The organism is Rodentibacter ratti, from assembly GCF_002000485.1.
Lineage (GTDB): Bacteria > Pseudomonadota > Gammaproteobacteria > Enterobacterales > Pasteurellaceae > Rodentibacter > Rodentibacter ratti.
In genome coordinates, this window is the sequence record NZ_MLAJ01000002.1 from 162036 (window position 1) to 176731 (window position 14696).

At 32.9% G+C, this 14696-nt stretch carries 15 protein-coding genes; 2 read left to right on the plus strand and 13 right to left on the minus strand.

Translation table 11 applies throughout. The features are described 5' to 3' along the window. The first annotated feature begins 8 nt into the window (after positions 1-8). Together frdC and frdD are read left to right on the plus strand one after the other, a co-directional pair. Positions 9-419, plus strand: coding sequence for a fumarate reductase subunit FrdC (frdC, locus tag BKG94_RS01630; protein WP_077433580.1), 411 nt, complete (start codon positions 9-11; stop codon positions 417-419). Between the two features lie 12 nt (positions 420-431). Continuing rightward, positions 432-776 (plus strand): fumarate reductase subunit FrdD, encoded by a 345-nt coding sequence (frdD, locus tag BKG94_RS01635; protein WP_077433582.1) that lies wholly within the window; start codon positions 432-434, stop codon positions 774-776. Positions 777-839: 63 nt separating this feature from the next. Here the strand turns inward: frdD and ndk are convergent, their stop codons facing one another. The 13 genes from ndk to cps2T all read right to left on the minus strand — a co-directional run bounded on the left by ndk (position 840) and on the right by cps2T (position 14696). Further along, positions 840-1262: a nucleoside-diphosphate kinase gene (gene ndk / locus BKG94_RS01640; protein ID WP_077433584.1), complete on the minus strand. Its 423-nt coding sequence runs from the start codon at positions 1260-1262 to the stop codon at positions 840-842. Between the two features lie 9 nt (positions 1263-1271). Next, a complete protein-coding gene (gene pepB, locus BKG94_RS01645; protein ID WP_077433586.1) occupies positions 1272-2576 on the minus strand; it encodes an aminopeptidase PepB in 1305 nt (434 codons plus the stop codon). 72 nt (positions 2577-2648) lie between these two features. Then, positions 2649-3191, minus strand: a complete 543-nt coding sequence (rfbC, locus tag BKG94_RS01650) for a dTDP-4-dehydrorhamnose 3,5-epimerase (protein WP_077433588.1) — start codon at positions 3189-3191, stop codon at positions 2649-2651. A 2-nt stretch (positions 3192-3193) separates the two neighbouring features. Then, entirely contained in the window at positions 3194-4072 is an 879-nt protein-coding gene (gene rfbD, locus BKG94_RS01655; RefSeq protein WP_077433590.1) for a dTDP-4-dehydrorhamnose reductase, read from the minus strand. Further along, on the minus strand, positions 4073-4945 hold the full coding sequence (rfbA, locus tag BKG94_RS01660) for a glucose-1-phosphate thymidylyltransferase RfbA (RefSeq protein ID WP_077433592.1): 873 nt from the start codon (positions 4943-4945) through the stop codon (positions 4073-4075). Between the two features lie 70 nt (positions 4946-5015). Continuing rightward, positions 5016-6077 carry a dTDP-glucose 4,6-dehydratase gene (gene rfbB / locus BKG94_RS01665; protein ID WP_077433594.1) on the minus strand — a complete coding sequence of 354 codons (1062 nt, stop codon included), beginning with the start codon at positions 6075-6077 and terminating at the stop codon, positions 5016-5018. Between the two features lie 20 nt (positions 6078-6097). Further along, positions 6098-7408, minus strand: coding sequence for a sugar transferase (locus BKG94_RS01670; RefSeq protein ID WP_077433596.1), 1311 nt, complete (start codon positions 7406-7408; stop codon positions 6098-6100). A gap of 122 nt (positions 7409-7530) precedes the next feature. Further along, positions 7531-8979 (minus strand): oligosaccharide flippase family protein, encoded by a 1449-nt coding sequence (locus BKG94_RS01675; protein ID WP_077433598.1) that lies wholly within the window; start codon positions 8977-8979, stop codon positions 7531-7533. After that, complete coding sequence (locus BKG94_RS01680; RefSeq protein ID WP_077433600.1) at positions 8963-10264, minus strand: O-antigen ligase family protein; 1302 nt, start codon at positions 10262-10264, stop codon at positions 8963-8965. The genes BKG94_RS01675 and BKG94_RS01680 overlap by 17 nt, the downstream gene beginning before the upstream one ends. A gap of 3 nt (positions 10265-10267) precedes the next feature. Continuing rightward, positions 10268-11269, minus strand: coding sequence for a Stealth CR1 domain-containing protein (locus BKG94_RS01685; RefSeq protein ID WP_077433602.1), 1002 nt, complete (start codon positions 11267-11269; stop codon positions 10268-10270). Between the two features lie 17 nt (positions 11270-11286). After that, positions 11287-12369, minus strand: coding sequence for a non-hydrolyzing UDP-N-acetylglucosamine 2-epimerase (gene wecB, locus BKG94_RS01690; RefSeq protein ID WP_425272254.1), 1083 nt, complete (start codon positions 12367-12369; stop codon positions 11287-11289). A gap of 18 nt (positions 12370-12387) precedes the next feature. Further along, positions 12388-13503, minus strand: coding sequence for a glycosyltransferase family 4 protein (locus BKG94_RS01695; RefSeq protein WP_077433604.1), 1116 nt, complete (start codon positions 13501-13503; stop codon positions 12388-12390). Between the two features lie 14 nt (positions 13504-13517). Further along, positions 13518-14696, minus strand: a complete 1179-nt coding sequence (gene cps2T / locus BKG94_RS01700) for a beta 1-4 rhamnosyltransferase Cps2T (protein WP_077433606.1) — start codon at positions 14694-14696, stop codon at positions 13518-13520.

A 14696-nucleotide genomic window follows, 5' to 3' on the forward strand; every position in this document is an offset into this window, starting at 1 on the left:
GGGAAGAAATGTCAGTAACTGTAAGTAAACGCAAAAAATATGTTCGCCCGATGACGGCTACTTGGTGGCAAAAATTAGACTTCTACAAAGCCTATATGCTGCGTGAAGCTACCTCAATCTTTGCTGTGTGGTTCTGTATTGTGCTGCTTTATGGCGTACTCTGTCTTGCCAGTAATCCTATCCCAGGACACGGCATTTTTAGCTTTATTGAGTTTTTAAGAAACCCAATTGTGGTGATCTTAAATATCCTTACGCTGGTCGCCACACTTTACCATACCGTCACCTATTTCTTAATGACACCAAAAGTGATGAACATCATTGTCAAAAATGAACGTTTACCACATCATGTCATCAGAAATGCACTTTGGGCTGTGACTGCGCTTATCAGCGTGATTGCATTAGTTTTAGCTTATATTTAAGGGAGAGAAAAAATGGTTGATAAAAATCCAAAACGCTCCGGCGAGCCACCGGTATGGTTACTTTTCGGTGCAGGTGGTACAGTAAGCGCAATTTTCTTTCCTGTGGTGATTTTAATCTTGGGTTTGTTACTTCCCTTTGGTTTAATTGACCCGGTAAACCTCGTCACTTTTGCCTATTCTTGGATCGGTAAACTTGTGATTCTCGTGCTAACCATTTTCCCAATGTGGTGTGGTTTACACCGAATTCACCACGGGATGCACGATCTTAAAATCCATGTACCGGCAGGTAACTTTATCTTCTATGGTTTAGCAACTATTTATACCATTTGGGTATTATTTGCGGTGATTGGTTTATAAGCAAATCAGATATAAAAAATAGCGAGTTTTATACTCGCTATTTTTTTATCTCCAATAATATTATTAATAGTTACAAATTTCCGAATCAGCAAAGAAATAGGCAATTTCACGATTTGCACTTTCGATGCTATCCGAGCCGTGAACAGAATTTTCACTCTGACTTAATGCAAAATCCTTACGAATCGTTCCTTCTTCTGCATTTTCCGGATTTGTTGCCCCAATCAAAGTGCGGTAGTTTTTTACGGCATTTTCTTTTTCCAATACCGAAACCACAACAGGCGCAGACATCATGTAATCCACTAATGGCTCAAAAAATGCCTTGCCTTGATGTTCGGCATAGAACCCCTCAGCCTGCTCTCTCTTTAAATGTACCATTTTGGTTGCAACAATTTTAAATCCATTTTGCTCAAAGCGCGCCAAAATTGCCCCAATAAGGTGACGTCTCACCGCATCAGGCTTAATAATTGAAAGTGTTCTTTCTGCCATATTTCATCCTCACTTTTCTGATTTTGACAACAATAAATTCGCTAATGTTTGAACCCCAATACCCGTTGCTCCAACCGCCCATAAATCACTTGCGGATTTACGATAAGTGGCAGAGCAATCAATATGTAACCAATTTTGTTGGTAATTTTTCACAAAATAGGAAAGAAATGCTATCGCAGTACTTGCCCCGGCACCAACCGGCACCGTCCCAATATTGGCAATATCCGCAAATGAAGAGCTAATTTGTGAACGATGAAATTCCTCAAAAGGTAAACGCCAAAATGGCTCATTTTCAGCCTTCGCCGATTGGAAAAGCGCTGTCGCAAGTTCATCATCCATTGTGAGTACCGAATGGTAGTCATTACCCACCGCCACTTTAGCAGCACCGGTTAATGTCGCACAATCAATAATAAATTCAGGATGCTGATTATCCGCTTCAATTAAGCCGTCTGCCAACACTAAACGGCCTTCTGCATCGGTATTTAAAATCTCCGCTGTAATGCCGTTTTTATAGGTAATAATATCGCCTAGTTTAAATGCGTTGCTGCTCACTAAATTTTCAGCACAGCATAAATAAAGTTTCACGCGTTGGTTTAATCCGCGAGCAATAGCCAAGCTTAAAGCCCCTGTTAATAACGCTGCACCTCCCATATCCGTACGCATTGTACTCATACCATCACTTGGTTTAATACTATATCCGCCACTATCAAAAGTAATACCCTTACCCACTAAGCAAGCTAATATGGGTGCATTCAAATCCCCCGTCGGATTAAAATCCAGCTGCAACATTGCCGGCGAATTTGACGAACCTTTCCCTACGCTCCAAATTCCCTGATAACCTTGCGCTTCCAATTCTTTCCCGGAAATAATCTGAAAACTAACCTCACTTTTCTCAGAATGGTTTTCTGCTTGAACGCTAATAAACTCTGCAGCTCGCTCGGCTAATTTAATAGGAGTTAAACTTTGTGCAGGCTCATTAATTATATCTCGAACAAAATCGCTACATTCAATACGAGCCAATAATTCATCTTGTAAATCATGCTCTAAATGCGGAAATTCAATGCTGTAATCCTGTTTTGCCGTATAAAATCCCTGATAAAACGCCCAACAAAAGTCTAAATTCCATTCTTCACCGACTAATTCTACATCTTTAATACCTTGCCCACGCAACTTACGAGCGGCACGTTGCACCAAAGTGCGGTCATTTTTTTCATTATTTTTTAAGTGAATAATCGCTTCTTCACCATTAAAACTTACGATCGCATTTTTACCCCAGCAATCTGCTGCAGGACGACTAGAAAGAATAATCTCCATTTTTTAACTCCCCTTATAAAGAAAAAACTGGTTAGCGAACTATACCAGTTTTTATCCTTTTAAACCTAAAATTTATTTAAATTTCACGGCATCAATTAATTTTTTACCCGCTAAATCTTTCGCCGACAAATTCGGCACACCTTCAAGCGGCCATTCAATCCCAACAGCGTTATCATTCCAGATCAGTGAATGTTCTGCTTTTGGATTATAATAATCCGTGCATTTATAGGTAAACTCCGCTTCATCTGTTAATACATAGAAACCGTGTGCAAAACCTTCAGGCACCCACAATTGACGTTTATTCTCTACAGATAAAATTTCGCCTACCCATTGTCCAAAAGTTGGTGAACTTTCTCGCATATCCACAGCCACATCAAATACAGCACCAGAAATTACCCTGACTAATTTGCCTTGGGTATTCTCTGTTTGATAATGTAAACCACGCAATACGCCTTTAATGGATTTTGAATGGTTTTCTTGTACAAAAGTGCGATCGGCCACATTTTCTCTGAACCATTCATCACGGAAGGTTTCCATAAAAAAACCACGTTCATCACCAAACACTTGTGGTTCTAATAATTTCACATCAGGGATTTTAGTATCAATGACTTTCATCTTTACTCCGCATAAGCTTTAATATTTTTCAACGCCTTTTTCCAATCACTCGGCTCAATACCAAAAACCTGCCGGATTTTCGTTAAATCTAAACAAGAATTTGTAGGGCGTTTGGCTGGTGTTGGATAATCTGCCGTGCTAATAGCATTTACAAGCGGAGCTTTTTCTAACACATTCTGAGAAATCGCTTCATCAAAAATTGCTTTTGCAAAATCACACCAACTTACATAGGGCTCGCCTGTGAAGTGATAAATACCATATTGCACCTCTTCGCCTGCGATAATTTTTTCGGCAATTTGGATTAAGGCAGCTGCAATATCGCCTGCATAGGTAGGACCACCAATTTGATCAGCAACTACACCTAAAGTATCTCGTGTTTTTGCTAAACGTAGCATTGTCTTCACAAAATTATTACCGTGTTCACCAAATACCCAAGCGGTACGCAAAACAATAAATTTATCATTGGCTTTTGCAACCGCTTGCTCTCCTACTAATTTAGTTTTTCCATAGACCCCTTGCGGATCGGTGGCATCAGTTTCTTTATATTTGCCTTTACGCTGACCGTCAAAAACATAGTCGGTTGAAATGTGTAAAATGGCCGCACCTACATCTTTTGCGGCTTCCGCTAAGTATTGCGAACCTTTCACATTAATGGCTTCGGAAAGTTCAATTTCTGTTTCAGCACGATCGACAGCAGTATGAGCTGCCGCATTGATAATAACATCTGGGCAGAAATTTTCGACCGTATTTTGTACCTCACTTTGATCGGTAATATCAAGCTCATCACGATCAACGGCTAAAATTTCGTGTTTACCTTGTAATTGTTTGGTTAAACAATAGCCGACTTGTCCGCTTGCCCCTGTAATCAAAAACTTTGCCATTTACTTATCCTCTTTGATTAGACGTAGCAAATATTGACCATATTCGTTTTTTGTCATTGGTTTAGCCAATGTTTTCACTTGTTCAGAAGTCAACCAGCCATTACGCCACGCAATTTCTTCTAAACAGGCAACCTGTAAGCCTTGAACATTTTCAATAGTACGTACGAAGGAGGCGGCCTCGTGCAGGCTCTCATGTGTACCAGTATCTAACCACGCAAAACCACGACCAAGCAACTGAACATTCAACGAACCATCTTTCAAATACATTTCATTTAATGTGGTAATTTCAAGCTCTCCACGAGCAGAAGGTTTTACTTGTTTAGCAAACTCAACGACACGATTATCATAAAAATACAAACCCGTTACCGCATAATTAGATTTCGGTTGAGCAGGCTTTTCTTCAATGGAAATGGCTTTGAAATTTTCATCGAACTCCACAACACCGAAACGTTCCGGATCTTTCACTAAATAACCAAAAACTGTCGCCCCATGTGGCTGAGAAACGGCTTCTTGAAGCATTTGCGTAAAGTGCTGCCCATAAAAAATGTTATCACCCAAAACTAAGCAGCAGCTATCGCCATTGATAAAGTCTTCACCAATCAAAAAAGCTTGAGCTAACCCATCAGGACTAGGTTGAATAGCGTATTGCAAATTCACCCCAAAATCATCGCCATTCCCTAACAAACGCTTAAAACTCTCATTATCCTCAGGAGTAGTAATAACCAAAATGTCACGAATACCAGCCAACATCAATACAGAGAGTGGATAATAAATCATCGGTTTGTCATATACAGGCAAAAGCTGTTTTGAAACACCGCGAGTTATGGGATAGAGACGGGTACCTGACCCGCCTGCAAGAATAATACCTTTCATAAAAATACCTTTTAAAGCTCAGTCAAATTTTACTGTATTTTATCAATTGCAAAATCAAACCGATTAGAAACTATTGAGTCCCCAAACGCTCACGGTTATAAGAACCATCTAATACACGGCTCCACCACTTTTTGTTATTCAAGTACCATTCCACCGTTTTACGAATACCGGTTTCAAAGGTTTCTTGCGGTTTCCAGCCTAATTCAATACCAATTTTGGTTGCATCAATGGCATAACGCACATCATGCCCCGGGCGGTCGGTTACGTAAGTGATTAAATCTTCATATTTCGCCAAGCCTGCCGGTTTATTCGGAACAAGTTCTTCCAATAAACCACAAATTGTACGAACCACTTCAATATTGGCTTTTTCATTGTGCCCGCCGATATTGTAGGTTTCTCCAACGACACCTTCCGTAACAACTTTATATAGCGCACGAGCGTGATCTTCGACAAATAACCAATCACGAATTTGCATACCGTTACCATACACAGGCAATTTTTTCCCTTCTAGGGCATTTAAAATCATCAACGGAATCAATTTTTCAGGGAAATGGAACGGACCATAGTTGTTAGAACAGTTAGTGACAATGGTCGGCAAACCATAAGTACGCAACCATGCACGAACGAGATGATCGCTTGAGGCTTTAGAGGCTGAATAAGGACTAGATGGCGAATAAGGCGTGGTCTCGGTAAAAAGATCATCCGTGCCTGCTAGATCGCCATAAACTTCGTCCGTTGAAATATGGTGAAAACGAAATGACAATTTTTTCTCATCACTTAAACCGTTCCAATAAGCACGGGCTGCTTCTAATAAAGTGTAAGTCCCGACGATATTGGTTTCGATAAAGGCAGTCGGTCCATCAATAGAACGATCAACATGACTTTCTGCAGCCAAGTGCATAACCACATCAGGCTGATATTGATTAAATACACAGTCTAATTTAGACTTATCACAAATATCAACCTGTTCAAAAGAATAACGTGAGCTATCTTTAATAGACTCAAGTGATTCTAAATTGCCTGCGTAAGTTAATTTATCTACGTTAATAACTGAATCTTGAGTGTCATTAATTATATGGCGAACGACTGCAGAACCAATAAAGCCAGCCCCGCCAGTAATGAGGATTTTCATAAAATAACTCTCCCTTAAAACTAGCGTGCCCCACCACGCCCTAAAACTGTACCAATAGTTTTCAATAAAATAACCATGTCATTCCATAATGACCAATTTTTCATATACCAAATATCTATTTCAACACGACTATCAAAATCAACATCACTTCGGCCGCTTACTTGCCACAGACCACTAATACCTGGTTTTACTGAAAGAACAAGATATGCCTTCTGCCCAATATCTTCTTTTTCCGTTACCATATAAGGGCGAGGACCAACTAAACTCATCTCACCTTTAAGTACATTAATGAGCTGTGGCAACTCATCTAGAGAAGTTTTCCGCAAAATATTTCCAATTTTAGTAACTCTAGGATCATTAATGTATTTGTGATATTTATCGTAATATTCCTTTTCATCTGGATGGGCTTTTAGCCATTCCTCCATAAAAGATTGATCTGAATACATTGAACGGAATTTATAGCACAAAAATACTTTACCATTTAGCCCCAATCTTTTTTGTTTAAAAAATATATCACCTTTTTTATCTTCCAGTTTTATCGCAACAGCAATTATTCCCAAAAGGGGAATCCAAAAAATACTTGAGGTGAAAATAACAAAATAATCAAGTATACCTTTTATAATTTTATTAGTTTTACTAAGTAGCTCATTTTCTAGAGTAAAAATACTGGTTCTTGAATTAAACATATTATAGATATAAGAATGTGAGAAATCATAACTACTTAAAACTGGTGTAAATATAATCTCTCTACTATTATTTATATTATTTTCTATAATTTTATTTAACTTCTCCTTATTAAGAGATTGTCCATCAATAAAGATTACACCTCTTTCTAATCCAGAAGCTCTTACATAACCTAGATAATGATCTTCAAATAATTGATTCTTAAACTCTTCATTATCAGTAATCACTTTTATAGGCTTTCTCCAAAAACCTAATTTAAATAAATATCTCTTCAAAAAAAGTTTTGAAATTGGGAGGCATACAGAACAGCTGATAAAAATCAATATCAATGTACTTCTAGAATAAAAGTCTGCATTTTGTCCTAGGGCCAATCCAGCAAACAACATCAAAAATGATAAAAAACAAGAGCGAACAATAAGCTTACTTTCATGCCAAAAGTCAAAACGTTTAGTATAAACACCAAAATAAGTTAGTATTAAAATAAGCGTTACATAAACCGCACTAAAAGTAACATAAGAATATTCTATAATAGGAACATCCCAAAATAAATTTAATATCTTTCTTAATGAAACAGCTAATAAAATGGATATAAATATAGCGATAATATCAGCAATTATCAACACCACAATAGAAATAGATTTATTCAAAATATAACCCTCTACAAGTCTAATTTAAAGCAACACTATCCATGCAATAAAATAGATATTTCTAAAACATTTTTAAATAAAGCATATAAAATTTGAAAACATTATCTAAATTTAAAATATTTTTATTTATTAAGCGCTCTAAACTTATTATAAACCTCATTTTTAATTAAATTAGCTATATCTGTTTTAAGTAAAAATAAACAAAAAGTATAGGACAATACTCCAAGAATGATTTGAGTAAATAAATTTATAAAATCGGCATATTCTGAGACTGAGAACAACCCCCTAGCACTTAAACATACCATAACCATAACTAGACCAGATAAAAGAATTTTAAAAAAATCTACAAATAAAAATTTCAATTTAAAATATTTACTGACACAAAAAAGTAGTACTAGAAAAGCTGTAGCCTCTCCTATAAGAGCAGCTAAAGCAGCACCTATTGCACCATGTAAAGGCGTTAATAAAATAGAAAATAAAATTAAAACAGCTGTTGCAATTGTCAAAGATACTGTTAAATACTTAGGTTGATTTATTGCTACTAAATATTGATTACCAATGATTGATGCACCAGACATAAAAATCAATGCTATAGATAAAATAGAAATTACGGTAGAAATCCCATGAAACTTTTCACCAAAAAGTAAATTAGAAAAAATATCACTAATGCATACAAGTCCAAAAGCTATAGGAACAGATAATAAAAAAGTTAATCTAAAAGCAATTTGAGTTAATTTATTTACTTTATCATAATAACCATTATTAAAATTATTTGCTATTCTAGGAAAAAAAACCCCACCAATAGCAACAATAATAGGTAATACTATCCGAATCAACTTATCTGCCACATCAAAGTATCCAACCTGGCTAAGAGAAGAAAAGTTTCCTAAAAAAATTCTATTCACAGTAGTAAATATGGATATAGATATCTGAGGCATAAATAGTATTATAATTGGCACTATATGAGAATAAACACGTATAGTAGATAATCTAATTTTAACCAAGTAATTTTTAATATATAACCAAAACAATAAGTTTCCTAATAAAGACGATGCAGACAAGATTACAATATAATTTTCTAGATCATCTTCATTAGTTACCAATAAAAACATTAAAAAACAAGAAAATAATTTGACAAAAAAATTTCTAATTGCAATCTTCTTAAAATCTTCCAATCCAGTATACAACCAAGATATATCAAAAGCTGCCGCAATGATATGAATAGCTTGCAAATAAATAATATATGAATAACTGTGACAAACACTCGTGAAACCTAATAACAATAAAAATGAAATCAGTGCCATTATAAATTTTATAGTTAAAATTTCACAAAAAACTTGAGTCCTTTTATATATATTATCTCTATTGTATGCTATAGTTCGACTACCATATAAACTTGTTCCAAAATTTGCAATTAACACAAAATATATAATTATAGAATTAGTGTACGCATTAATTCCCATATTATCTACCCCTAATACTCTAGACACATAAGGTAGAGTAACAAATGGAATTAATACATTAAGCAATTGAAATGAAACATTGTATAAATAGTTACTTAATAGTTTCATACTTAGTATTACCTTTATTTAACATATATAATGAAGCCATTAACAAATAGTATATAACATTAGTAATTAAATACATTTGATTTGGATTTGCATTACATATAATAAAATTTACAAGGAATAACATTGTGGCAAATTTTTTTAATTTTATATCAACAAAATCACTATTTCTTATTTTAAATAAAAGATATAAATTAAAAAATATAAAAGCTAAGAATGAAAATATCCCTTGCTCAGTAAGAACACTTAAATATTGAGAGTGAATATAAAGATCTACGTAATTATTTAAGTTATAAATATAAGATTGCCATTGACCAACGCCAACACCTAACCATATATTCTTTAAAACACCATATGTGATTGCTATATCAAACTGAATAAATCTCGATGACTCTGTATTCCCACGATCTAAGAAAAGAATTTGATAAATTTTATCTAAGAAAAAAATAAATACTATAAAAGCAATAATAAAAAATAATATAAAGAATAGCAAAGTACTTTTTTTCATTCTCAACCTATTTTCTATAAAACAAGAAAATAAAAAATAAAACATTAAAATAATAATAGCTAACATTGCAATTCTAGTTTGAGATAACGCGATCGCAACTAAAGATAAAATAGAGCCCAACGCAGCATATTTATTTTTTGAATTTATGTATCCATAAAAACATATAGTAAACAAAATTGCACCTAAATTTCCTGCTGAATTGTTAGAACCCGCAACCCCAACTGCTCTATAAGAATCTACAATACCTTCAGTGTATAAAATAGATGTATTCCAATTATTAAAATTTAGAGCTTTCTTAGTAATCATTTGAAGAATAGAAATAACACCATTAAATATAGAAATAAAATAAAACAAACCCATTAACTTATTTAAATTTAAATTTTGAAAGTTAATTATAATAGCTAGACAAAAAAAGATAGAAACATCAATCAAATACACATTTAAAAATCTAGGATTATTATATATCTCACCATTGATAAGATTTATTAATGGTGTAATTAGAAATATAAATAGACAAAAGAAGATAAAATTATTATATTTAAATTTCCTAAAATCTATCAGGATAAAGAATAAAAAAGCAAGATATAAAGTAATACTATTTATAGAAAATTTTATATCATCTAAAACTATATTATAAACTTCATCACTAAAAGGGATTAAAAATCCTGTAATTAGGACTAACGGCATTCCTATATAGAAGATATCTGACTTATTCTTTCTAAGGAAAAATAATATAGAAATAAAGAAAATATAAAAAACACTAACAATAGCAACTTTCATGATTTATAATTCAAATTTAGATTTTTGGGGGAATTTCTTTTCAAATGTTATACCTAACATGCTTTTAGCATATAAAAAATTATCTACAGATTCTCCATCATTTAAACAGACAATCTTAGATATTGAATTAGTAATATCATTTAAAGATAAGTCTAACTGATCTAATATATTATAATAACTACCAAATTTAATGTTTCTTGGTGAAAAATATCCATCACATAATTGCCAATATCGAATTAACCAATGATTAATATCTTTTTTCTCCCTAAATTTATGAGAATAGGTTTCACTAAAAATAGATGATTCAAGCTCAGAAATTTTTCTAAAATAGCTCTTACTATAAGATATTGGGATATGTACATCATAAAAACCCAATATTGTTTTCCAAGGAGATACACATATATTTTTGAGTAAATGCTTATTGTATTTCAGGTTATAAAATTTAAAAAAGTTATTTTTAACAACATCTCGAAAAGAAAAATATTTATTAATAATTTCAAGATTATTTAGTACAATTGATGCAATCCCTCCAAAATTAGGAACTATAGGACTAAAAACCCCCACATCTTTAGGGTAATTACCATCAAAAAAATCTTTCTGCTCAACAGGCGAGTTAATAAACGTATCATCGTTAAAAAGAACAAACTTTTCACTCAATCCCTCTATATTATGAATATTCATTTCAATTACATTAGAATTAAACGTGGGTAAATACTTTTCATCAATATAATCCTTATGTTTTATATGTACTAATTTAGGATGATTAAGGTTTATCCATGTAGGTAAGTGCCCTTCTGTGATTAAAAAGATTTTATTAACCCAAGGCGCATACTTTTCCACCGCACGAAACCAAAATTTAAAAATATCCCAATCTCTATATCTAGAATTTCCGTTGAGAATTGTATTTATATTTCTAATGTGCTTTTCTTTTTCTTCTAACCAAACAGGATCACTACCATCAACCCAAGTAACAACAAAATCTATTTTATTTTGAGCTTCTAACATACACATATACCCTAAAATTACTGCTCTAATAATATACTAACAATCTTCTTACTTGCAGTACCATCACCATATGGATTACTTGCTTGGGACATTTTATTATATTCATTAGAATTTTTTAATAATAAAGTAAAATTCTGGTAAATAGAATTTTCTTCTGTTCCAACCAATTTTAATGTTCCTGCTTCTATTCCTTCTGGTCTTTCTGTAGTATCACGCATCACTAAGACGGGCTTTCCTAAAGAAGGAGCTTCTTCCTGTATACCGCCTGAATCAGTTAAAATTAAATAACTTTTATTTAGGAAATTATGAAAATCTATTACTTCTAACGGTTCTATAATTTTGATACGCGAGTCCGCTCCCAAAATTTTATTCGCGACTTCCCGTACTTTAGGATTTTTATGAATTGGATAGATCGCCTTTACATCTTCGTTTTCATCCAGAACTCTTTTTATCGCTCTAAACATATTTTCCATTGGTTTCCCTAAATTCTCACGTCTATGCGCTGTTATCATTATTAATTTTGAAGAATTTACCCAATCTAAATATGGATGTGAATAATCATCTTTGATTGTGGTTTGTAATGCATCTATTGCTGTATTTCCCGTCACAAAAATTGTGTGTTCTTTCTTTCCTTCATTAAGTAAATTCTGCTTCGATATTTTCGTAGGTGCGAAATTATAGTCCGCAATAATAGAAACAGCTTGGCGATTAAACTCTTCAGGGAAAGGACTATGTAAATCATAAGTTCGTAGCCCCGCTTCTACATGCCCTACCTTAATTCCTAAATAAAATGCAGCTAAAGAAGTTGCAAAAGTTGTTGTAGTATCACCATGAACAAGAACAATATCAGGTTGCTCTTTTTCTAATACTCGTTTTAATTTTTCTAGAATATCTGTTGTAATAGTAAAGAGACTTTGATTATCCCTCATTATTGATAAATCATAATCAGGAATTACAGAAAATATATCCAATACTTGTTGTAACATTTCTCTATGCTGCCCTGTTACACAAACTACAGTTTCAATGCGATTTATGTTTTGCAGCTCTTTCACTAAAGGGCACATTTTTATTGCTTCTGGTCTCGTGCCAAAAACTAACATTACTTTTCTTATCATTTTTTATATTCCTGATACTGATTTATAAGCCATTAACGTTTTCTCTGCAGCTTTTTCCCAAGTATATTCTTTAAAAATTCGTTCTTGTAATACTGAATTTTTTTCTTTGTTATAAGCCAAATCAACAGCTTGTCTAATACTCATCAAATCATCTGGCAAACAATAAAAAGCTTCTGAATCAAAATACTCTGTCGTAGTACCAATTTTACTAACAGCTAAATTGCATCCCATAACTGCAGCTTCTAAACTAACTAAGCCAGGAGTATCTAACCAACTTGGCAATGCACTAACTCGACATACCTTAAACAATTGATATAATTCATCATTACTTATTTTCTCAATATATGTATAATTTGGGTTATTATCTATATATTGCTTAACCTCACGAAAATACTCTTTAAAATTATCTGAAACTTGTCCAACAAGTACAACTTTATAATTAGAATTTTCTAATGCTTTTAACAAAGCTAATTGATTCTTTCTTGTTTCAATTCTTCCAACACAAATAATAGCATCTCTAAATTGTTCATACTTATAATTGTCTTCTTGTAGTAAAGATTTTTTGGCTACGTTAGCGTCAATGGCATTAGGAACTACAATAAAATTACTGTAATTTGTGTTAAATGTTTCATTTAGCTTTTGCATTTCTAATAAAGCATTTGGCAAAAATATATCTACTTTTGATATAACTTCTTTTTGCATATTTACATATCCGACAAAAAAAAGGCTCTTAATAGCTTTATTCCATTTTTTTTCTTTTAAAAAACGAATTAATGCTTTCAAGCGCTCTATATTGTTTAAAGATAAATGGTTAGATAGTAGCCTTCTAATACCTTTTTGCCCTTTTTTTTCGAAATCCTCCATAGGCCAAAAAATTGTTGAAAGTACTATCTTCTTATTTTGTCTAATTGCATTATTTAATTGGATATATGTTTCATGAATTCTAGTGATATTTGTTAAATGTACAATATCATAGCTACTAAGATCTGGTTCTAATTCTAAGCTAATATCAACATGAACACCTAAATCTTCAAGATATTTTTTGGTTTTGGTTATTTGAATCGTATCCCCACCAGGCATACTAAAGAAATTTTCACGACTCTGTATTAAAACTCGCATATAAAATCTAATTCCTAATTTCTATTCATAAAACAATTTTCATATTCACTTACAATGAATTCCCAAGAAAACTGTTCTTTAACTCTTGAAAACGCTTTAACCTGTAACTGATTAATTTCATCAGAATCCAAAGACTCTACGTTTTCAATAACCGCTGATAAATTATCTTTCTTCCAATAAATTACAGAATCTTCCGCAACTTCACGGTTAAAACCAACATCAAGTAACAAATTTAGTTTTGTTGATGCTAAGGCTTCTAGTAAAGAAGGATTTGTACCTCCCACTTCATGCCCATGAAAATAAGCAAAAGCATTTTCTCGAATATATTTTAATAAGTTTTGATCATAAACGGTTCCAACAAATTTGATTCGCGAATCTCGATCGAACTTAGTTTCTAACTTTAGTTTTTCGAAAAAACTATTTTGCTCTACATTAGTAATTAAAACAAAGTCTTTTTTACTTTTAGACTTAATAAAGTTTCTCAACATTGAGGCATAATTATTCTCAGGAACAAAACGTCCCACAACTAGATAATAACTATTTTCAGAAATGTTTTTCTCTTGAAACCATTTTCTTACTATTTCACTATCTGGTGAAAATATTGATTTACTTAAATCTGTTCCATAAGCAATATATGTAGTTTTAGGTTTATATTTTTTATATTCACTCTGAATATATGACTCAATATTTTTACTATCACATACTAATAGATCTGCATGCTTTACCATGAGAGATTCAGAAAATTTCCAATATTTTCGTACAGGTAAACTCCATTTTTCTCTCAACCACTCATGCCCATCAGGATTAACAAGTAAACGTCCTCCAATAGATTTAATTTTTTTCTTGAAATAATGAATAAATGGTCCAATACGGCATGCAAGCACATAAAAATCAGGCGATACGTCATTATTCTTTATAGCAAACTTAATAGCTTTATTTAAAGCAGCAACATCATACCAAATAGCCTTTGCTGGACCTATATTAGGCACATCAACACTAAAGCAAGTTGCTCCATTATGTTCAAAAATATCTTTTTTTATACCCGACTTTAATGAATTTTCTCGCATACATGCTACATAGTATTTAATATCCTTATTTTGTTGATATTCTGTTAATTTCTCAACAAAGGTTTCAAAGCCACCATAATTAGCAGGGATTCCTTTAGATCCAATAATGTACACATTCTTTTTCAT